At 36.7% G+C, this 21,317-nt stretch carries 15 protein-coding genes and 1 CRISPR repeat array; of the genes, 9 read left to right on the top strand and 6 right to left on the bottom strand.

Going from position 1 to position 21,317, the window contains the following annotated elements:
• The first annotated feature begins 250 nt into the window (after positions 1-250).
• From DWB61_RS05400 to DWB61_RS05365, 8 genes are all read left to right on the top strand, one after another.
• Positions 251-979, top strand: a complete 729-nt coding sequence (locus DWB61_RS05400; RefSeq protein ID WP_125029876.1) for a pseudouridine synthase — start codon at positions 251-253, stop codon at positions 977-979.
• Positions 980-1,126: 147 nt separating this feature from the next.
• Positions 1,127-2,416: a dicarboxylate/amino acid:cation symporter gene (locus DWB61_RS05395; RefSeq protein WP_125029875.1), complete on the top strand. Its 1,290-nt coding sequence runs from the start codon at positions 1,127-1,129 to the stop codon at positions 2,414-2,416.
• Positions 2,417-2,507: 91 nt separating this feature from the next.
• Entirely contained in the window at positions 2,508-3,794 is a 1,287-nt protein-coding gene (gene bioA / locus DWB61_RS05390) for an adenosylmethionine--8-amino-7-oxononanoate transaminase (RefSeq protein WP_125029874.1), read from the top strand.
• Positions 3,795-4,050: 256 nt separating this feature from the next.
• The gene (locus DWB61_RS05385) at positions 4,051-5,175 is read left to right on the top strand and encodes an aminotransferase class I/II-fold pyridoxal phosphate-dependent enzyme (protein ID WP_125029873.1); all 1,125 of its coding nucleotides are present in this window, start codon (positions 4,051-4,053) and stop codon (positions 5,173-5,175) included.
• Between the two features lie 94 nt (positions 5,176-5,269).
• Positions 5,270-5,944 (top strand): pimeloyl-ACP methyl esterase BioG family protein, encoded by a 675-nt coding sequence (locus DWB61_RS05380; RefSeq protein WP_125029872.1) that lies wholly within the window; start codon positions 5,270-5,272, stop codon positions 5,942-5,944.
• 35 nt (positions 5,945-5,979) lie between these two features.
• Positions 5,980-6,750 carry a malonyl-ACP O-methyltransferase BioC gene (gene bioC, locus DWB61_RS05375; protein WP_156190157.1) on the top strand — a complete coding sequence of 257 codons (771 nt, stop codon included), beginning with the start codon at positions 5,980-5,982 and terminating at the stop codon, positions 6,748-6,750.
• Between the two features lie 44 nt (positions 6,751-6,794).
• Positions 6,795-7,475 (top strand): dethiobiotin synthase, encoded by a 681-nt coding sequence (gene bioD / locus DWB61_RS05370; RefSeq protein WP_125029870.1) that lies wholly within the window; start codon positions 6,795-6,797, stop codon positions 7,473-7,475.
• Positions 7,476-7,835: 360 nt separating this feature from the next.
• A complete protein-coding gene (locus tag DWB61_RS05365; protein ID WP_125029869.1) occupies positions 7,836-8,582 on the top strand; it encodes an AAA family ATPase in 747 nt (248 codons plus the stop codon).
• A 236-nt stretch (positions 8,583-8,818) separates the two neighbouring features.
• On the opposite strand, the gene DWB61_RS05360 is transcribed toward DWB61_RS05365, so the two are convergent.
• Both DWB61_RS05360 and DWB61_RS05355 read right to left on the bottom strand, forming a co-directional pair.
• Positions 8,819-10,945: a hypothetical protein gene (locus DWB61_RS05360; RefSeq protein ID WP_125029868.1), complete on the bottom strand. Its 2,127-nt coding sequence runs from the start codon at positions 10,943-10,945 to the stop codon at positions 8,819-8,821.
• A gap of 400 nt (positions 10,946-11,345) precedes the next feature.
• Positions 11,346-11,762, bottom strand: coding sequence for a hypothetical protein (locus DWB61_RS05355; protein WP_125029867.1), 417 nt, complete (start codon positions 11,760-11,762; stop codon positions 11,346-11,348).
• 290 nt (positions 11,763-12,052) lie between these two features.
• On the opposite strand from DWB61_RS05355, the gene DWB61_RS05350 reads away from it, so the two are divergent.
• On the top strand, positions 12,053-12,637 hold the full coding sequence (locus DWB61_RS05350) for a transposase (RefSeq protein ID WP_125029866.1): 585 nt from the start codon (positions 12,053-12,055) through the stop codon (positions 12,635-12,637).
• 65 nt (positions 12,638-12,702) lie between these two features.
• A CRISPR array of direct repeats spans positions 12,703-14,366; the repeat unit is 47 nt; unit sequence GTTGTGATTTGCTTACAGAATGTATCTTTGATGTGTGGAATCACAAG.
• A 168-nt stretch (positions 14,367-14,534) separates the two neighbouring features.
• Here the strand turns inward: DWB61_RS05350 and cas2 are convergent.
• The 4 genes from cas2 to DWB61_RS05330 all read right to left on the bottom strand — a co-directional run.
• Complete coding sequence (gene cas2, locus DWB61_RS05345; RefSeq protein ID WP_125029865.1) at positions 14,535-14,873, bottom strand: CRISPR-associated endonuclease Cas2; 339 nt, start codon at positions 14,871-14,873, stop codon at positions 14,535-14,537.
• Positions 14,842-15,768: a type II CRISPR-associated endonuclease Cas1 gene (cas1, locus tag DWB61_RS05340; protein WP_125029864.1), complete on the bottom strand. Its 927-nt coding sequence runs from the start codon at positions 15,766-15,768 to the stop codon at positions 14,842-14,844. The genes cas2 and cas1 overlap by 32 nt, the downstream gene beginning before the upstream one ends.
• Before the next feature lie 14 nt (positions 15,769-15,782).
• Complete coding sequence (gene cas9, locus DWB61_RS05335; protein WP_125029863.1) at positions 15,783-20,447, bottom strand: type II CRISPR RNA-guided endonuclease Cas9; 4,665 nt, start codon at positions 20,445-20,447, stop codon at positions 15,783-15,785.
• 629 nt (positions 20,448-21,076) lie between these two features.
• Positions 21,077-21,317 (bottom strand): hypothetical protein (locus DWB61_RS05330; RefSeq protein WP_225423357.1); only part of this gene is annotated, 241 nt, incomplete at its 5' end.

Genomic DNA, 21,317 nt, shown 5'->3' with positions numbered 1-21,317 from the left:
AAGTTGACCACTTCTTTTTGAGTCATGAATTTTTATCTATATAGGTATTCAATCTACATGTCCATTCTGAAAAATTAGATCTAAATACGGAATAAATTAACTTTTCCACCCGCTTCCATCTTTTTTACAAATCTCATAATTTTGTGTTTCGTAGATTTTGTCGTCTATTAAATAGAAATAATGGATGAATAAATTGCATAGATGCTACATTAGTCCGTTTTTTGTAAAAAATTAGAGGGAAATAAGAATAATGGAATACAAACGACTAAATAAAGCCATATCCGAAACAGGTTATTGTTCTCGTAGAGCTGCTGATAGACTGATTGAAGAAGGTAAGGTACAAGTAAACGGACAGCCTGTAGAAATGGGACAAAAGGTTACAGCTGACGATCAAATCACTGTGGATGGAAAAATCATTACCAAAGAGGTAGGTCATATCTATTTGATTTTCAACAAACCTGTAGGTATCACCTGCACAACTGACACAGACATTAAAGGCAATATTATTGACTTTATTGGTTATCCTGAACGTATTTTCCCTATTGGACGTATCGACAAACCCAGTGAGGGTCTTATATTCTTAACCAATGATGGCGATATTGTCAATAAAATACTTCGTGCCAAGAACAATCACGAAAAGGAATATGTGGTTAAGGTTGATAAAAGAATCACACCTGATTTTATTAGACTAATGGCTGATGGTATTCCGATTCTGGACACTGTGACTGAAAAATGTAAAGTGACTCAAATCGATGCTTACACCTTTAATATCGTTTTAACACAAGGCTTAAACCGTCAGATTCGTCGTATGTGCGACTATCTAGGTTATGAAGTCAGAGAGTTGCAACGCGTCCGTATTATGAATATAAAATTGGGCAGTCTGAAACGAGGAAAATACCGTTCATTCACCGGATCTGAGCTGAGAGAACTAAAAGCACTTATCGAAGATTCAAGTAAAACTGAGGAAGCTTCTTTATAGAACTTTTAAAGTATTCATAGATATTAAATCCTGATAATAGTGACTCTTAAGAGATTCTATTCATCAGGATTCTCTTTTTAGGATACAAAGCTGGCAGGTATAAAAACAAAATTTCGTAACTTCTAAAGGAAACCAATGATTTCCTCTATGAATGAGCCTACCGAAAAACCCAAAGCCTCGAAAGAGAGTTTGATTCTACTGATTGCCATTATCTCGGCAATAGTATTGGGGTTTATTCTGGGGGGCTTCTTCCCTTCCGTCGGCATAAAGCTGGGGATTTTCGGACAAATGTTCCTCAATATCCTGATGCTACTGGTTGTGCCTATTGTTGTACTCTCAATGATTGTAGGGATATCTCGCATTCAAAACTTAAGTCAATTGGGCACACTGGGTAGTAAAACCCTGGTCTTTTATGTGCTCACAACTGCAGTTGCAGCCACATTGGGTATTATACTAGTCAATATTATTCAACCTGGTATCAATCAGAGTATCGCTATTAATGAACTTCCCAATCAAAGGGAATTTATCGCTACTGATATCTCTACAGCCCTGAGAGAACTTCTAGTGGGTAATCCGGAAAAAGAACAACAAGGTTTGGTAGGCTATAACCTCTTTCTTGCCATGGAAAAAATGGATATTCTTCCATTAATCCTATTCTCTATCTTTTTTGGTGCAGCACTTTCATCTCTTGGGAGAAAAGCAAAAAAAAGCATTCGTGTTCTTTCTGTCATGAACGATGCCATACTCAAACTCGTACATTGGGTCATGTATCTTGCTCCTATAGGTATCTTAGGCTTAGTTGCTGACCGTATTGCCCATTCTGGTGGATTTAAGGCTTTCATTCCTGAACTCATGTCATTGGGGCTTTATGCTCTGACTGTCCTCCTGGGACTGGCCCTGCATGGCTTTCTTTTTCTGAGCTTGCTACTTCGATTTTTGGGTAAACGATCCATCACAAATTATTTAAAGGGTATGGGACCAGCTCTTCTCAATGCCTTTTCTACGGCTTCGAGCACAGCCACACTCCCCTTAACACTACAAGCCGTGCACGAAGAGAATCAAATTTCAGAAAAGGTCAGCAACTTTGTTCTACCTCTGGGTGCCACCGTCAATATGGATGGGACAGCTCTCTACGAAGCCGTAGCTGCCATTTTTATCGCACAGCTCTATGGTATCGATCTCAATTGGGTACAACAAATCATTGTCATTCTCACGGCAACGCTTGCTGCCATTGGTGCTGCAGGAATTCCAGAAGCTGGATTGGTCACCATGCTTATTGTATTGCGAGCCGTTAACCTACCCATCGAAGGAATTGGCCTTCTATTAAGCATTGACTGGCTACTCGACCGTTTTAGAACCAGCATTAATGTTTGGGGAGATAGCGTAGGTGCTGCTGTTGTAGAACGTTGGGAATCTATTAGACCTGAAGAATCATAAAGACAAGAAAAACTTCTCAAAAACATTCTTCAATTTGCATCAAATAGGGCTATAAATCCTAGCTTTATGGCGAAATTATTGAACCATAGAAATGAGCACAATCACACAGGAAGATCTTAAATTCGATAGGGAGCATATTTGGCACCCTTATACCTCAATGGAAAACCCACTACCCGTTTATCCGGTTACATCAGCCAATGGTGTCCGTTTGAAACTAGAGGATGGTCGTGAGATTATCGATGGGATGTCCTCATGGTGGTGCGCCGTACATGGTTACAATCATCCGGTTCTAAATACAGCCGTTGAGAATCAAATTAAAGGCATGTCGCATGTGATGTTTGGGGGGATCACTCACAAACCAGCCATTGAACTAGCCAAACTTTTGGTTGAACTTAGCCCTGAGGGATTAGATAAGGTTTTCTTTGCTGATTCAGGCTCTGTTTCTGTTGAAGTGGCTATGAAAATGGCCATGCAATATTGGTTCACCAAAGGGGAACAAAGGAAGAATAAATTTTTAAGCATCCGTTCAGGTTATCATGGCGATACCTTCAATGCCATGTCGGTTTGCGATCCTGTGACGGGTATGCACGATATCTTCACAGGCGTTTTGCCCATCAATCATTTTGTAAAAGCTCCTCAATGTGGCTTCTATGAAGATTGGGATGAGAAGGATATTCTCCCAATGAAAGATGCCATAGAGCAGTATCAAAATGAATTAGCGGCCATTATATTAGAGCCCATTGTTCAGGGTGCAGGAGGCATGCGATTCTATCACCCTCAGTATTTAAAAGAAGTTCGTCAACTTTGCGATCAATATAATATCCTTCTCATTGTAGATGAGATTGCCACAGGCTTTGGCCGATCAGGAAAACTCTTCGCTTGTGAACATGCCGATATCTCACCCGATATTATGTGCGTAGGAAAAGCCATAACAGGTGGGTATATGAGTTTTGCAGCAACTCTCGCCAACAAAAAGGTTAGCGATGGTATTTCGCAAGGAGCACCTGGTTGTTTTATGCATGGTCCCACTTTCATGGGCAATCCTTTAGCTTGCGCTGTGGGAGTAGCTAGTATCAATTTATTACTGGAATCAAACTGGAAGAAAAAAGTTGATACTATTGAAGGCATTCTTCGAGAAGAATTGATTCGCGCAGAAAAACTGTCACAAGTGAGTGATGTGAGAATACTTGGCGCCATTGGTGTCATTGAAATGAAGGAAGCCGTTAATATGGCTCAAATCCAAAAACAATTTGTGGATGCAGGCGTTTGGGTTCGTCCTTTTGGAAAGCTGGTTTATATCATGCCTTCCTTTGTTATTTCTGAAAAGGATTTGCGAACTTTGTGTCAGAGCATGATTGAAGTTGTCTCTCTGCAATGAGTTATCAGTTATGAGTTATGAGTTATGAGTTATGAGTTATGAGTTATGAGTTATGAGTTATGAGTTATGAGTTATGAGTTATGAGTTATGAGTTATGAGTTATGAGTTATGAGTTATGAGTTATGAGTTATGAGTTATAGGACAAAATTAAAATTATTGACGCTGATACTCCTAAATTTATTGTGATTTTATATGAATGATTCAATAAGAAAAGTCAAATCCTTTTTTACTCCTTATCACCTTTTTCCTTGAAACAATGATTGATATTTTAAAATCCTATCAAGACGAGCTGGAAAAGCTAAACCAGACGGGTAATCTTCGTTCTTTAAAACAGATTGATGAGAATCAGTTTAAGCTCAACCTATCCTCAAACGACTATATGGGCATAGCTAAGCTGGGTCTTTCTATTCCTGAAGAAAAAGGCATGGGCTCTGGCTCTTCTCGCCTACTGACGGGTAATTTTCAAGCCTATCAACTCCTGGAAGATGAACTTGAACTCCAATTTGGTTCTCCTGCTCTCTTTTTCAATTCGGGTTATCATGCCAATATTGGAATCTTGCCCGCTTTAGCTTCGAAAGGTGATCTGATTCTTTCAGATAAACTGAATCATGCCAGTATTATTGATGGCATCAAGCTATCTGATGCCGATTATCACCGTTATAAGCACCTCGATTACCAGCACCTAAAGCGATTACTTAAAAAATACAGAAGCAATTACAAGCGAGTCTTTATTGTGAGCGAGTCCATCTTTAGCATGGATGGCGATGTGGCCGATTTACACGAACTCATCAAGATAAAAAACAAATATGAATGTTTCCTTTATGTGGATGAAGCACATGCCCTGGGAACACGCGGCGAAAAAGGTCTGGGCATAGCCGAAGAACAAAATTGCCTTTCACAAATTGATCTTTTGGTGGGCACCTTTGGAAAAGCCATGAATTCGGTAGGTGCTTATCTCATTTGCAATGCGATTATCAAGGCTTACCTGATTAATAAGATGCGTTCGCTGATTTTTACAACGGCTTTGCCTCCTATTAGTATCGCCTGGAACCTTCAAATTCTGAAACAAAGCCTCGGCATGCAAAAAGAACGCTTGCATTTACAAGAGCTTTCAAACCAATTCAGAACGGCATTACAGAATCTAGGAATAAAAACAGGAGGTGATTCCAATATTATCCCTATCATGATTGGTGATAGTGAGAAATGCACACAAATCGCTGAACAGATGCAAAAACTAGGCTACCTGGTTTTTCCTATTCGTCCGCCATCGGTTCCACCAAACACATCCAGACTGCGCTTATCCCTTTCAGCTGATATGCAGTGGGAAGACTTGAAAAAACTACCCGAGATAATTAACAATTTACAATCAAAATACAATTAGTGATTATCGATTAGTAATTAAAACGTGAGTTATTGCTTATTACTAACTCCATCCTTTATCGATAATTGTTAATCATTAATTGCAAATTGAAAAAATGAAGATAAAGTACTTACACAAAAATAAGTCAACTAAGCTTATCCTCTTTATGAGTGGCTGGGGCTGTGACGAAATGCCTTTCATGAGAATTAATTCGGATGATTACGACGTCCTGATGTGTTACGATTATCGTGATTTGAGCCAAATTCAGGAATTAAAGGAAGCCTTGAAGGCTTATCAGGAATGTCATCTGATTGCCTGGTCATTAGGCGTATTCATCAGTTCGATTCTTTTTAAAGATGATCAAGAGCTATTCCAGACTTGTCTTGCAATCAATGGTAGTCTATCTCCCATTGATGATGAAAAAGGAATTCCTTCTGCTATATTTCAAGGCACCATTAATGGCTTAAACGAAAAAGGTCGGGATAAATTCTTTATGCGCATGTGTGGTGGCAGATCTGGCTATGCTGACTTTGTTGAGCATCAACCACAACGCCTGGTAGAAGATCAAAAAGAAGAATTGATCTGTTTGCAAAACATGATTTTGAAAGAAGCAATTACTTGGGATATCTTCGATAAGGTATTACTTTCGTCTCGAGATATGATTTTCCCTTTTAAGAACCTGGAAAAGGCCTGGGAAAATAAATCTCAAAAACTTATTTTCAATCTACCTCATTTCTGTTTCTCAGAATGGAGAAGTTGGGATGAGATATTAGAAGTCGATATGTCTTAAAGGTCAAAAAGGCAATACACAGAGATAAATAGATAGTGAATCAACAAAAGATAGATAAGGATAAGGTACAAAAAGGGTTTGTGAAGAGCATCACCACTTATCGCAAGCATGCTATTGTTCAGGAAGCTATTGCTTCTCGGCTGATTGCTGAGATGAGATGGCGTTGTCCTGAACATCACAATTCCGTTTTAGAGATTGGTTGTGGTCCTGCTGTGCTTACCGATAAGTTTTTTCAGTTCTTCGATGCAAACAAGTATCTGGCTAATGATATTGTAGAAGAATACGCGCCTATACTGGAAGCTCTCAACCCGAAGATTCAATTCATGGGTGGTGATATTGAAGCTAAGGCTTTGCCACAGAATTTGGATTTGATTCTATCGGGCTCCACATTTCAATGGTTTCATAATCTGGATGCTTTTCTTGAAAAATGTGCTAAAGCTTTATCTCCAACAGGCTTTCTCGCTTTTAGCAGCTTTGGTCCTGAAAATTACCGTGAGATTCGTTCGGTAAACGGCACTGGCTTAGATTACCTCACTTATAACGCACACTTACGACTTCTGGATAAGTATTTTGATGTTGTTTGGAGCGAAAAAGAAATTATCACCCGCCATTTCCCTGAGCCCATTGGTGTCTTGCATCATATGAAACAAACAGGCGTAAACGGCTTACCAGGTAAGGTGTGGACAAAATCAGACCTAAAGAACTTCGAAGAGCGCTATAAAGATTTGTATGGAACAGAACTTGGAGTTCCTTTAAGCTATCAGCCCATTTACTTTATTGCGAAACCTAAATCAATTAACGATTAGTAATGAAGAATTATTAATTATCAATCGTAAATCACTAATTATATATGAGTACTTACTTTATAAGCGGAATTGACACAGACGCTGGAAAAACCTTTGCTACAGGTTTAATGGCTAAATACCTTCTTGATAAGGATGTGAACGTGATGACACAGAAGTTTGCTCAAACGGGCTGTGTCGGCATTTCAGAAGATATACTTGCTCATCGTGAGATTATGGGTGTAGAGCCCTATGAGGTTGACAAAGATGGAACAACTTGTCCTTATGTCTTCACCTATCCGGCTTCGCCCCATTTAGCCGCTAAGATAGATGGTGAGGAAATAGATGTGAATGTGATTAATGATTCAACAGAGAAGCTGGAATCAGCTTACGATACCCTTTTAATTGAAGGTGTAGGCGGTATTCATGTACCTATCACTCTAGATTATTCTCTTTTGGATTATCTGGAAGAAAAAAAACACCCGCTTATTCTCATCACATCATCCAAGCTGGGGAGTATTAACCACACTTTAATGACTCTGGAACTGGCAGCAAACCGCAAACTGCCTATTCATGGTCTGATTTATAACCATTATCCTAACAATAGCGATGTGATTCTTGAAGATTCCATTCAGGTCTTTAAAACCTACCTGAAAAAGTATGGCTACGACTGCCCTGTGGTAGAAATTCCAGAATTCAAGATTGGGGAATCACCTGAAGTAGACTTCTCTCCTCTTTTTAAGCTTTAAATTATTCCCGCTGATAGCGCAACCCCATCAGACTATGACTATAAGCTGCTGCACATGTCATGGTCTGATTTACATCAGCGATGGTTTCCCGCTGATAAGGCAGATTGACGCAGAATAATATCTCTATTAGGCTATGACTATAAACAAACTGCACAAGTCATAATCTGATTAGTCAGCATTAATCAAAAGTGTTGCCAGAGTCTAAATTCATAACCTTTTCGACCTTTTAACTCTTATGACCTTTGACTTTTCCGACTATAGGAATAGCCTTAAGTTAAAATATGTTGTTAAACTGAAAATCTGTTCCAAAAAAAATGTAGGTTTGCAGTCTAAACACAACAACACAAAATTTTTAAAGAAATGGAAAGATTATATGTTCCCAACAGGGGTCATGTCGTTTTCGAAGATGTCGTTTTTGATGAAAAGCTAGGTGCTGAAATCAATCAATTCTTAAGAGAGTATGAGCATTGCGATATCTTATCAAAATACAATCTCCCGCTTAGTAATAAACTCCTGCTCCACGGTAAAAGTGGTTGTGGGAAAACCATGACAGCCCGTGCCATTGCTCGTAAGCTGGGTAAGAAAATTAAGGTGATTAACCTGGGTGGTATTGTTTCCTCAAAACTGGGAGAAACCTCTGCGAATATTGCTTCGGCTTTCCGCTTGGTCGAATCTCAAGAGGCTGTTCTTTTCTTCGATGAATTTGATTCTTTGGGTAAAGAGCGTGACTACGATAACACGGATAGTAATGAGATGAAACGTGTGGTCAACACCATGCTTCAACTGATTGACACCTTGCCGAAACATTCCATTATCATTGCGGCGACCAATCAAATTGATATGATTGATTCGGCTCTGCTTCGTCGTTTCGAGTTGAAATTGGAATTCAGAAACCCGAGCAATGATTTACTGGATGGTTTTTACGATAAATTACTGGCAAAATACCCTGAAGAGTATCGCCAGGTGGATCGCATCTACGATATTTCTTTTGCTGAAGCCCAGGATATTGTCTTTAGAACGGTTAAGAACAACATCATCGTATCGGAGCTTAAGAAAAAGGAGAACTTGCTTAAAGAGAAGCAAGAAACGGATCCTTGCCTTAACTAATAGATAAAGGCAATCTCGAATATAAAAAGTCGCTTCCCACGGGAGCGACTTTTTTTTCAGATCAATCATTCAATAATTTCAAAAGCATGAGTTAGACCAATTTATAGCCTTGTGATTTGCTTACAGTAACACTGTCTACGATTTTATCAACCATGCATGTGTCTTTATCTGTTAATGCAGTCTTTTAATTGTAATTTCATTAAAAAACATTTGGATTCTGTTGATTAAACTAAGCTTTAATATTTTCTCACATAAGTTTTATGGTCAATAACGTTTTTAATAATCTCCATATCATCCTCCATTTTACTTACCAACTTATATGCAGATGGCTTGTTCATATTATGCTTTAGCTCACAGAATTTAATTATATCAGACAATGGTTTTTTATCATTTCTATCTAATTTTTCCAAAATAGAAAACTTTATCTTATTGACTGGTTTAGCTTGTTCTTCAGCCTCAAACATTTCAATATAATTAGAAACAACAGCGTATTTTCTAGGACGTCCATAGCTTATTTTAACCCAATCTTTTTTAGATAGATATTCTGATAACATCCTCATACTAACGTTTATATTAACACGCTGACAATGTGTAAATAGATTCCTTAAACTTAAGTCTGGATATTTATTTAAAATATCTAAAACTAATCTCCAATTAAGCTTATTGCTATTTTTTATAACTGAAAAGGCAGAATAAACATTAGCATATTCTTTAGAAATATACTTCCTTTCATCATCACTAGTAATTGAAAAAAAAAGAGGTCGATACATGTACTGGCGCACAGTTTTAATACTAATATTGTCTCTTTTAAAGACATGTAATAGAATATCATGAATTTCAATAATACTTAATGGCTTTTTTTCTATTCGAAAACACTTAGCCAACACATCTTTTATTTTATCAACATTCACATCCCACTCTTTAAGCACCCAATATTCTCTCCCCTGACACTTAAATCTTTTATGACTAGTTAACTGAGCAACTAAGTTATCTGCTGTTACATGTCTATCTGTCTCAACTAGTCTTTCATTAATCTTTCTTGCAAGCTCATATCTGGAAATAGGCTTCTCTTCACCTTCTTTTAATACCCGATATGCCATTTTTTCTAAAGAGGATAAACGTGAGAATTTCATTTGAAAAAAGTAAGCATCATTAACAGACAAATTATCAATAAAAGAACTGTTCTCACAAACCAACAAAATCTCATCTAAAGAACAATCAAGCGTCTTACTTATCTCTACAAAAAGAGAATTAATATCAATAGATAAAACATAGTTATTTAAAAATCGACAGACTTGTGCAGATAGATTAAAATATCTTTTTTTAAATGGATCTCTAAGTTCTGATAATTTTAGGAAAACAGATTCATGGCTTAAGAGAGCATGACAGCTTCTTTCTAGATAAAACCCTAAAATTCGCAGCATAAACATCAAATAACCATGCTGTTTTGAATCCGAATTAAGATTAAAAAAATTATCGCTCACTATTTTATACAACAGATCCTCTGCATAAACCTTTGAAAATAAGCACGCCTTTAAATCTGTGTAAAATGATAATAAAGCTTCTGAGATAATTATACGACTGTCTGAATCTTTTCCTTCAGCAAATAGTTTTTTAAAATAATCTATTTCAATATGTAGAAGCTGTCTTACCCTCTCTACAGATAAATCATTCAACAGCTTAGATATTTCTATACAACTTTGTGCCTTATCATTTGCGACAGCAAAATGATTTTGAACGATACGTTTACTTCTTTCTATAATACCCTTTTGTTTAGATGAAACAGCATGACGAATTCTTAATTTGTAGCACTCATTAATAAACATTGAAAATCCATTAAAAAAATCGTCGACATGAAACTCAGATGGAATAATCACAGGTAAACTCTCTTGATAAGCCTGAATTATCAAGTCTGGTTTTTTAAGAGCAACAACAAGAAAATCAGCATATTTTTCAGCCTTGATACTACATGAAGACTTAAAATGCAAAAACTTTTCAACAGACAGACCAGTAAGATCTCCCAGCTTTTTATATTCATTGCTAATAAGCAATTTAAAAACAGACTTGTGCATTAAATGTTCTACGCATTCAATATCAATAGCACAAAGATTATCAGGTATTACCCGAGGCAATGTTTCTTTATATCTTTTAATTACTTTTTCAGGCTTTTTCTTTAACAACAGTTTAAATAGCTCATAATCGTGTCCCTTATGTGGTCCAACACCATCAATAGCTTCAAAGGAGGAAATAGAAAAATTCATAACATCACCAACAGTTAAGATATTATTATCAATCAAAATATTATATACACTATTTGAAAGCATATCTCTTATGTCAACTAATTGAATTTCTTCTAAGTCCATAATCTCTTTTTTAAAATGTATGAATACACATACCAATTTAGCAAAAAAAACAGATCTATTTCAAATTACAAGGACAAAAAGAGCTTGCTTGTGTGATCTTATCAACTTGAAAAAAAATAACTATACACCTATTTGTCATACATTTATAATCTCACCACCCTAATAAGTACAATACAAATCAGATAATTCCTTACTAGCCTTATTAAACCGATCAAAATTGTCCAAGCTGCCATTCCTTCATAAAAAATTGCACATAATTCACTCCTTTTATTCAAGCACCATCACATCTATTGTACAAGCTCGATAACATTTATTATTAACAGTAGGCCTACTCTATAAGTCATAAGTCTTTCTTCTCTCTTTATTTTTAGTCTCCTTGTGAACCTGTTAGAACGCCCTTTTAGCTTATCGTATGCCTGTATTCATCCAAGAGCTTTTTGCCCTCTGCAAAGTGGGTATCCAATAGCTCATACAAATCAGACATGTGATCGTTTCTGCGACGAACCAGCTTAATTAGCCACAAACTAAATAGTGACACAGCCATAAGTATACCTAAGGTAATACTTAAAAAACTCAATTTCCCTTCTTCGTAAAGTGGCACATCAGTTAGATTAAAGACATTGGCGATGCTCTGCCCAATATTCATAAATAAGGAAAACAAAAGCAGTAGGCCCGAAGCAATGGCCACCGAACCAAAGAGCAGCCTTAAAAAGAATAGTAGCAAGCGCATGCGGTATACCGAAGGACTCCCCTTTAATAAGGTATAATACCTGTCTTTAGACACTTTTAACCCGTTTTCTATTTCGCTGTAATTCATTTGACTCTTCATTTATATATTTTATCAAACCTTTCGATTCAATACCAGTTACACCTTATTCCCATCTAAGTAAACAACCCTCAGTCTGCAATAAAAATCAGTGTTAAACCAAAACTAACAGAATAGTATCTCCTTAAAGCATTCTCTTTATATTTTTCAATAAAGCTATTTAACTGGATTAAGCTTATAGAATAAATAGTGAGCATCAACAGAATTCTATAATAATTATTTAATTTTAAGAGTATTACGATCAGAAAAAAAACGAAACTTATACTGCAAGACCTGTTAAAATGCAAGCCATATATCCTCTTGAAACCGGCAGATATTATCACATCTACAATCGTGGAATAAATAGCTGCGATTTGTTCACTGAAGAAGATAACTACAACTATTTCATAAACTTGTACGAAAAGTATATCGATCCGATAGCAGATACCTTTGCGTGGGTACTGATGCCAAACCATTTTCATTTGTTGGTCAGGCTAAAGGATGTTAATGAAATAGACCTGTCAGGTCTGAAACCACCACATCAATATTTTTCAAACTTATTTAATGCTTACACCAAGGCTTATAACAAACGCAACAACCGCCACGGTGCTTTATTCGAGCGTCCCTTTAAGCGAAAGCTGATTGAAGATGAAAGCTATTTTAAACAATTGGTTCTCTATATTCACAACAACCCAGTGCACCATGGGTTCTGTTCTCACCCTATTGAATATGGATGGAGTTCCTATTTGACTTGCCTTAGTCATAAGCCAACGAAATTGAAGCGCAATGAAACAATAGACTGGTTCAACGATGAAGCCAACTTTAAATATATGCACAACAAAGCTGTTGAAACGATGCAATTAGAGAAATGGTTGGAAATTGAATAAATAAGCTTTTTAAGAAACATGATAGAACAAATTATCCAACAATTTAGCTCTCTATTTTTTTAAGTGTTGTGATTTGCTTACAGAATGTATCTTTGATGTGTGGAATCACAAGCTCCTTTAGCTGCATCAGCTGAGGAAATGCGTTGTGATTTGCTTACAGAATGTATCTTTGATGTGTGGAATCACAAGTTACAATCAAAAAGTAATCCCCATTTCAATGTTGTGATTTGCTTACAGAATGTATCTTTGATGTGTGGAATCACAAGTGGGCGCATGGGCGTTTAATTCAATTAAGAGTTGTGATTTGCTTACAGAATGTATCTTTGATGTGTGGAATCACAAGAGTCCGCCAAATATCTTAGGCTGTAACCTAGTTGTGATTTGCTTACAGAATGTATCTTTGATGTGTGGAATCACAAGGGAAGTTCACCCGTTACGCGTGGCGTCATTGTTGTGATTTGCTTACAGAATGTATCTTTGATGTGTGGAATCACAAGTCATCCTTTTTATATGGATGATAGAATTGTGTTGTGATTTGCTTACAGAATGTATCTTTGATGTGTGGAATCACAAGACGCTCTAATCTTGTATAAAGGGTAGCTTTGTTGTGATTTGCTTACAGAATGTATCTTTGATGTGTGGAATCACAAGTCCTGACTCAAAAAAGAAGCCCCATTTATTGTTGTGATTTGCTTACAGAATGTATCTTTGATGTGTGGAATCACAAGGGCATACAAATTAAGCCTCCAGCCTGACGGGTTGTGATTTGCTTACAGAATGTATCTTTGATGTGTGGAATCACAAGTAAAGAAGGTGACATCATTAACCTTTCAATGTTGTGATTTGCTTACAGAATGTATCTTTGATGTGTGGAATCACAAGCCGAAGTTAAAAAGCTCGGAGGCGGGTCTAGTTGTGATTTGCTTACAGAATGTATCTTTGATGTGTGGAATCACAAGAAAGCCGCAAAGCCTTTAATTAAAGCAGCTGTTGTGATTTGCTTACAGAATGTATCTTTGATGTGTGGAATCACAAGTACAACCAAAACAAAAATGGCCTACACATTGTTGTGATTTGCTTACAGAATGTATCTTTGATGTGTGGAATCACAAGCCCAAATAAAAGATTAAACGATGACAATTTGTTGTGATTTGCTTACAGAATGTATCTTTGATGTGTGGAATCACAAGTGTTGTTTAAATACTATTTCAACGAAGAGAGTTGTGATTTGCTTACAGAATGTATCTTTGATGTGTGGAATCACAAGACTCCGAATGCACGATGAAGAGTTGTGGGAGTTGTGATTTGCTTACAGAATGTATCTTTGATGTGTGGAATCACAAGGTAAATTTGTAGGGTTGACTGCTTTTGGGGGTTGTGATTTGCTTACAGAATGTATCTTTGATGTGTGGAATCACAAGTAAGCTTTGGTGGTAATAGCTTCCCACTGTGTTGTGATTTGCTTACAGAATGTATCTTTGATGTGTGGAATCACAAGCGAAAGCTTCTCGAATGCTTTTGCAGGAGTGTTGTGATTTGCTTACAGAATGTATCTTTGATGTGTGGAATCACAAGCAAAACAAATACTATCTTTACATTAGTAGAGTTGTGATTTGCTTACAGAATGTATCTTTGATGTGTGGAATCACAAGTATTGAAAAAGAATTAAAAAGCAGAGAGCCGTTGTGATTTGCTTACAGAATGTATCTTTGATGTGTGGAATCACAAGGTGTCGGCTACTACAAGCTAGCAGTCAACAACTTGTACCAAACAACAGAAATAAAAAAAACGAAGCCTCAGGGCTTCGTTTTTATTCTTTAAGTTCATATTTCTAATTCTAGTCAATAAGTCTTTCGTGAGATTGCTTCGTCGTGCCTCCTCGCAATGACAGGGATAATTAAAACAGTTGCAATTGCTGAACCACACCGGGTTTATCCGCAGCTTCCTGACTATAGAAGAGTTCCATCATGGCAAACTGTTTATCGGTAATTTTAAGTATGCCCACATGCCCATGTTCGGGCAATAAATATTTGACTCGTTTGGCATGCACATCAGCATTTTCACGACTGGGGCAAGTGCGCATATAAATAGAGAACTGAAACATGGTAAAGCCATCTTTCATTAGTTCTTTCCGAAAGCGCGATGCTTCCTTTCGCTCTTTCTTGGTTTCGGTAGGTAAATCGAAAAAAACCAAAACCCACATATTACGGTATTGACTGCGTGCATACTGTGTCATAAAACTCGGGATATACTATTTTCCGTCTCTCACCTGCAAAACATTCGTAAAGCGAAGAGGTGGTTCGGCTTATACCCACCATAAGCGGGCTTTTTTTACCAGTAAACACCACATCAGTAGTTAATACTGATAAAATCTTCGCTTTTTGTTCCTTAGTCAACTTGTCATCTTCCAATTCTCCATCGTAAAACATTTGCATCACCACCTCGTCGCAGTACGGGCGATAGGGTTCCATAATATCGTCAGCCAAACAGTAGGCGTTGTACTTATTACGATGAAAAATACCCAGAGTTGGCAGCAATCCCGAACTGACCAAAGCACGAGCCACACAGGCCCGCATAATGGCATAAGCATAATTGAGTTGCGGATTGGGCACATCCCCAAATCGCTCGCGTACAAAATCGTGATTCTCGAACAAAGCTCCCCAATAGATCTTAGCCGCCCGAGCCTCCACATTCTCGCTATCGCCCGATTTTATCTGGGGAATCAAGACATGCAGGCGTTTGGCATCCAGTCCAAATCGCTCAAGCAAACGAGCCTGGTTTTCGACCTTAGCCCCTACGGTTTGTGCCCAAAGCTGTTTTTTTAGAGGTTCGCTGGCATCTAACTGTACTTTAAAACGCTCCGATTGTACCGAGTTACCATCCAGTGGTAAAAATAAACCGACCGGATGGTGCTTTTCGTTACAAGAGATTAGTGCCACATTGCTTGATATAAGATAAGACAACAACGCTTGGCTAAGCGTTACCTGAGGATGATCGAGAACCATCACTCCTATATCCTCAATGGGAATACTAGCCAATTCGGTTTTTTCTTTGGGCAGCAAAACCTTCAACTGCCCATCTTGCCGACGCAAATAGGCTGGATTACCAAAATACAGTGTGCGTTTAATCATAACACGAAATTTAGTTAATATGCTGTCTGCAATTGTGCAGAGACATGTTTCTTCACTTCTATTACATTTCCTAAGCGATCAACCTTTAATTTCCAACAACGTTCTTTAATCATTACAGCTTCACCTCCTTGATCCAAAACATCATTCGAATTAAAATATTTGAGTATTCGTTCAGTTTTATTACCACTACCATTTTCTTTTTCAATTATTGAACTTGCATAATAAACAGGTTGGCATTGCAATTTATTTTGAGTTGTGCTAACCATTTTATAAACCCTCTCTAACTGATCTTTATTCAAACAATTAAAATCGACTAAACTGGTATCTTCTAATTCCTCATTAGTAGGAATATAAACAAGATCGTTGGGCGATAAAGTGAAAAGGAATTGTCCTTTTTCTGCTTTTACGGCAATAGGTGTATTATCTTTAGCTTTAACATGAGCTGTTTGTTTTTGATGCGTAATCACCTCATTTAAAGGCACAGTATCGTACACTCTCTTTTGCTTTTCCTCATCCCAGTAAATGGCAAAAAAGAGATTTGTTCCTTTTGCGGCTTCCACAAACTTATCTTGTTTATTGCCTGTTTCCCCCACAGCAAAACGATTGCCAACTTCGTATAAACGCACTTTATAGATAGGCTTATGAAACTTACCTCTGTTTAGACTTGCTATATTATTATTTAAATCTTCTAAGCCTTCAGTGTTAAAAGCCAAATCAAAACGTTCTTTACCATCCTCTTCGGTATAGTTCTTTATATGATTCTCAAAGATCAACTGAATACCCGAATCGGTGACAGCCTCCAACTGCTTACGTGTAAAATTCCCGGTTAAGGCTGTGCTTATTCCTCTTGTTGCAGTTGCTTCAACCGTTTCGTATACTTCAATTTTTACAACAGCTTCATCATTAATCGTAATGGGGTGCGATTTTAGGTGTTTCTGCATTGCCTTTACATCACCATTAAACAAATCGTTTAGGTTACGTACTTTTCTACGTATTGGCTTATCAACAATCAGTTGCCATTGCTCTAAATACGCCGTTAAGTTTGCCAAGCCTTTTTTCTTTCTTTTAATGGTAACAGCACCCGAAACGGTATCTTTATGCATCGCTTTTCTTATGGCCCAACTGTCTCCTTTTACTTGCTTCGTTAATTCTTTTTTAGGCTTACCATCTTTACCTAATCGTATTTGCCCGTCTTCGTCTTTATAGGAGAGGTATTTGTTGTTGGTTTTATTAATAACCCTTGTGTTCTGTTTAAAACTAATGAGTATATTTTCTAGTGCTGTTTTTGCATCGCTGGTAAAACCAGACCATGGCTGATGATATGCTTTTGCCACCTCTATTGTTTTTGGCTTTTGGGTATGCTTATCTGTAATTTGTTTTTTCTCTATTTGCCTTAACTTTGCAACCAAACTATGGTTCTTCCTTTCGGTATTTAACGATGTAATATAATTCGTATGATCTTTCGTTACACAAGCAATAATCAGAGCATCAAGAGCATGATGACGATGATCAATTCGTTTTTTACTAAAGCCTTTTGCAATTTCGTCCGGAACCATCGTGCGGAACCTATTCATGTCTTTGTCCCAATAACCAAAGTCATTAGACTTGGTCATTTCGTTCAGTCGTTTAAATCGTGGTGTAATTAATTCGTTCCACTTATCATTCAATCCCCAATCTTGTTTCAGTTTCGAAGTAATAGCACCTGTTACAGGCACTAAGCCTTTGGCAGTCGCTTCTTTTTCACCCTCTTCTCTCACGACATTACTCAACAAGGCTTTCACTATTTTACTGATGTAGCGACTATCGTTTAATTGACGGTTAATAAAACCTTCGGGAATATCTTCACTTAACAGATATTTTAGTTTTGTTCTCGATTTCTTAAAGCTTCTATTACAATGGTCTTCGTAAGCTTTAATCGTAAGCAACTTAATAGAACCATTTAGTATTTTACCACTGTTCTCTTTAATGTATTCATAAGCTGTTTTATTGCTTTTATCTTCATTCACTTCGCTTTCACAGATGACTTTATTGCTCAACGAATTATCGAAATAGCGCGATTGAGGTATAATGTGTTCAATTTGGTAACGCTCAGAGAAAAGACCACTTAGGGGTATCGGGTTACCTGTATAAGGCGAAATATAACCTTGTTCGAGCCATATTTTATAGCGTTCGATATCCTTTTTACTTGGTGATGTATTTTTTCTAATCTTTAAAATATCATCATCCGCTTCAAATTGATTAAAAATACCCTCTTCATAAATCTTTAATATCTCCTGGTGCGATGGTGAGTAAGGCCGAACATCATCTTTTACAGTACTATCCTCTTTAAGCTCTTGCAACAAAGCTTTAATTCGCTGATTGGTATTCTCATTTTCACTTTGAATGGCAGCAATAGACTTTCTTTTATCGCTTGAGCTTTTCATATCCCGTCCAAGCTCTACATGTATTTCATTAAAAAAATTAACTTGACCACTACCATGATATTGCCAGATATCCCTTACAACACGCAGTGTTTCTGTAACCACCTGTTCTACAATTGGATTCCGCAGACTGTGTTGTTTAAACTCGTGCAAATAAACATCAATATCCTTGGGATTTTTCCAACAAAGGATATCGCCTATCTCCGAGTGACGTTGATAAACGGCATAACAAGCCTGATAGGTGTTTAACCCCTTTAATGCTGTGTTTTTAGGATAATCGAGAAAGCTTTTCAATAATTGTTTAGGAATATCGTCATCTACAATAGTTTGTAATTTATTGTTTTTATCCTTTGCAAAAACCTCTTCGTCGTAATCAATACTTTCCAAGCGTTCCTGAATACTTAAAATTCGGCCTTTTACCTCCTTGTTTATTAAACTATCACTCCAATACTTTCCTTTGCGCATGAGTGGCAATAGTTTTTTTATTGCTTTTTCGGAATAAGCACCATAGTCACTATCAAAAGGTGGAAACTTAATAAAGCTTTCAACAAAAGTAGCTTCGTCAAGTTCTTTTCTATTGGCAAATGTTCCCAAGGCCTTTGCATACTCCAACTTGTCTTTTACCGAATAAATCAAATGCCAAAGTTCTTGTTCATTCTTTGTTGTTAAAAATTCCTCATAACTTGAGTCTTTAACTTTTTTTAATCGCGATATAAATTGTGCTCGTGTTTCATTGCAGGGGTATTTTCTATCCTCAACATTGTTCCATCTATATGCATTCTCATTTAGTTTATATTTTCTCAAAAAAGCTTTCTGATCGATTTCCTTCCTGTTATTAAGAAAATCAAACAAATCACCCCAGTCATCTTCAGTTTTTATAAACTGACAAGTTACGTCAACATCAATCTCACTTTTACTTCCTACAATTGCTTCGCGCTGATATATTTTTAAATTTTTCAGGAACTGCCATAATCGAAATTCCTGAAACAACGGATTTGATTTTGGAATACATTTTATGGGAACCTCTTGCCTAACATCGTCTTTAACAAATGTTTTTTTCTCGTAAGGACAATTTGCAATACTCGATTTTTTACTTTTTAAAGGGCGCTGATAAAAGAGAATATCCTCAACAAATAAGTACCCAAACCCTTTTTCCATAATCCCATTTCTATGCGATTCGTTAATTGGATACAACTCTTCAACACAAGCCTTATATAAATCTCTGTCTTGCAATTCGGGATGACATTCTATTTGCTTACTTAGTATCGCATTTAACTCTGCTTTGTAAAACTTACGTTCGATGGTTTTCACAAGCTTCCCCCTCAATTTTTGAGAAGGATTTTCTAGTAAGGTATCAAAAATATATTCACCAACTGTTTTGTCTGATTTCTGAATATCCTGTTCCGTTTTAGTTTTTATAGCAATCCAGTCTTTTTCTGAATCAACAGCTTTAAAGGAATATTTTAAGTCCCCATTTTTAGTTGTAGTTGTTGTAACAATAAACTCTTTTGTCTTTCCTATCCAATTCTCTGTTTTGGTTATTTGCCTATCGTATTGCCAACCATTTTCAAAAACAACATCATAAAGCTTATCTCCTGTCTTCTTAATAACGTCCCCAGAATCTATAACCTCTTTAACTTTTAATGAAACAAACTCTTTTATCTTTCCTTCAGCGACTTCTTCCTCCTCACCTCTTAACTGATAATATCCTCGCTTTTGGTTAAAGTTTAAAAGCAACCACGCCAATTCTTCTTTCGATATTTTTTCCCTTAATGCCTTTTTTCTAAGGTAATAAAGTGTCCAATCCAAAGGTACTTTTGTCTGCAGTCCTCTTGCACCAAACTCATTAATCATCTCTTTAAAAGAATCCATAAACAGAAACTCATGCTTACCATCTTTATTCTTTCTATAATTTAACTTGACTTCCACACCATTTTTAAATTGTCCAAAATGCTTCTCGAAATCAATTGAATCAGCATAATGCTCAGGCAAGAATTTTAATCTATTTAAAACACGATGTAAGCGTTCTCTCCTCAACAAACCCCTTTCTACTAAACGCCGCACACCACGATATCTAGTGCGTTCGGCTGTTTGTGAAATAGATTGACCAGAACCAAACTTGTCCATTATATCCTGCGACATAGGTATAATACGAGATCCCATACCGAGTATTTGGCCTTCTTTATTTTCAAAATTACTTTCTACTAAAGCCCAACCAATTGAGTTGGTTCCCAAATCAAGTCCTAAAATCTTTTTCATAACACTTGTATATTATATATTTTGTTATTAAGTTTGAATCACATTCAGTAAGCAAATCACAATAAGGATTATTCCGTTGTGAAAACATTTAAAGCGGCTCTAATCAGTCGCTTTCTTCATCTCTGAATGTTTCATGAACTCCTCCTTTTAAAATCACACATCCCTATTAAAACTTAAAAAAAAGCATTAATAAATCTATATCATAAGAACTAGTCATGTAGCAAAGACTAATTTATGAAAACTAACTTACAAACAGTTTCTAATTCTTAAGTAAAATAAAAGTATCTTACTATCTAGATTCAATCTAAGATGATTTAAATTTTTAACTTACATATAAGACCGGAATATGTAAATCCCAAAGAGCCTAATCACTCTCTCCCAAAAACTCTAAGGCCTCACTATTAGAGACTAGAATCACCAAGAATGGAGCTCACTCCTTTTTGTACTTGGGATCTTCTAGTCTTTTAGTGCCACACTCACTAGTCTTTGGGGTTGAGCTCAGCCCTGATATTTTTTGTTTCCTTATAAGAAAAAATTGTTAAAACCAGGGCATAAAAAAGAGTCGACATAGCCGACTCTTCAAGTAGAAGAATTGTTTTTGTTTAGCTTACAATCAGGGTCTTATTTAATTACCCTATTTGCAAGATCTTACGATCTGGAATAAAACCTTTACAATCTGGAGACATAGCTTTACAATCTGAAGACACAGCTTTACAATCTGAAGACACAGCTTTACAATCTGGAGACACAGCTTTACAATCTGAAGACACAGCTTTACAATCTGGAGACACAGCTTTACAATCTGAAGACACAGCTTTACAATCTGAAGACATAGCTTTACAATCTGAAGACACAGCTTTACAATCTGAA

Source organism: Ancylomarina euxina (assembly GCF_003863355.1).
In the GTDB taxonomy this organism is placed as follows: domain Bacteria; phylum Bacteroidota; class Bacteroidia; order Bacteroidales; family Marinifilaceae; genus Ancylomarina; species Ancylomarina euxinus.
The sequence above is the reverse complement of the archived record's forward strand: the minus strand, read 5'-3'. Positions and strand labels throughout refer to the sequence as shown.

Bases quoted from the DNA above. Each gene is read 5' to 3' on its own strand.
- DWB61_RS05395 (WP_125029875.1), top strand. From the start codon at position 1,127: ATGAATGAGCCTACCGAAAAACCCAAAGCCTCGAAAGAGAGTTTGATT.
- DWB61_RS05360 (WP_125029868.1), bottom strand. From the start codon at position 10,945: ATGGACTTAGAAGAAATTCAATTAGTTGACATAAGAGATATGCTTTCA.
- cas2 (WP_125029865.1), bottom strand. From the start codon at position 14,873: ATGACACAGTATGCACGCAGTCAATACCGTAATATGTGGGTTTTGGTT.
- cas1 (WP_125029864.1), bottom strand. From the start codon at position 15,768: ATGATTAAACGCACACTGTATTTTGGTAATCCAGCCTATTTGCGTCGG.
- cas9 (WP_125029863.1), bottom strand. From the start codon at position 20,447: ATGAAAAAGATTTTAGGACTTGATTTGGGAACCAACTCAATTGGTTGG.
- DWB61_RS05380 (WP_125029872.1), top strand. From the start codon at position 5,270: ATGAAGATAAAGTACTTACACAAAAATAAGTCAACTAAGCTTATCCTC.
- bioA (WP_125029874.1), top strand. From the start codon at position 2,508: ATGAGCACAATCACACAGGAAGATCTTAAATTCGATAGGGAGCATATT.
- DWB61_RS05365 (WP_125029869.1), top strand. From the start codon at position 7,836: ATGGAAAGATTATATGTTCCCAACAGGGGTCATGTCGTTTTCGAAGAT.
- bioD (WP_125029870.1), top strand. From the start codon at position 6,795: ATGAGTACTTACTTTATAAGCGGAATTGACACAGACGCTGGAAAAACC.
- DWB61_RS05385 (WP_125029873.1), top strand. From the start codon at position 4,051: ATGATTGATATTTTAAAATCCTATCAAGACGAGCTGGAAAAGCTAAAC.
- DWB61_RS05350 (WP_125029866.1), top strand. From the start codon at position 12,053: ATGCAAGCCATATATCCTCTTGAAACCGGCAGATATTATCACATCTAC.
- DWB61_RS05355 (WP_125029867.1), bottom strand. From the start codon at position 11,762: ATGAATTACAGCGAAATAGAAAACGGGTTAAAAGTGTCTAAAGACAGG.
- DWB61_RS05400 (WP_125029876.1), top strand. From the start codon at position 251: ATGGAATACAAACGACTAAATAAAGCCATATCCGAAACAGGTTATTGT.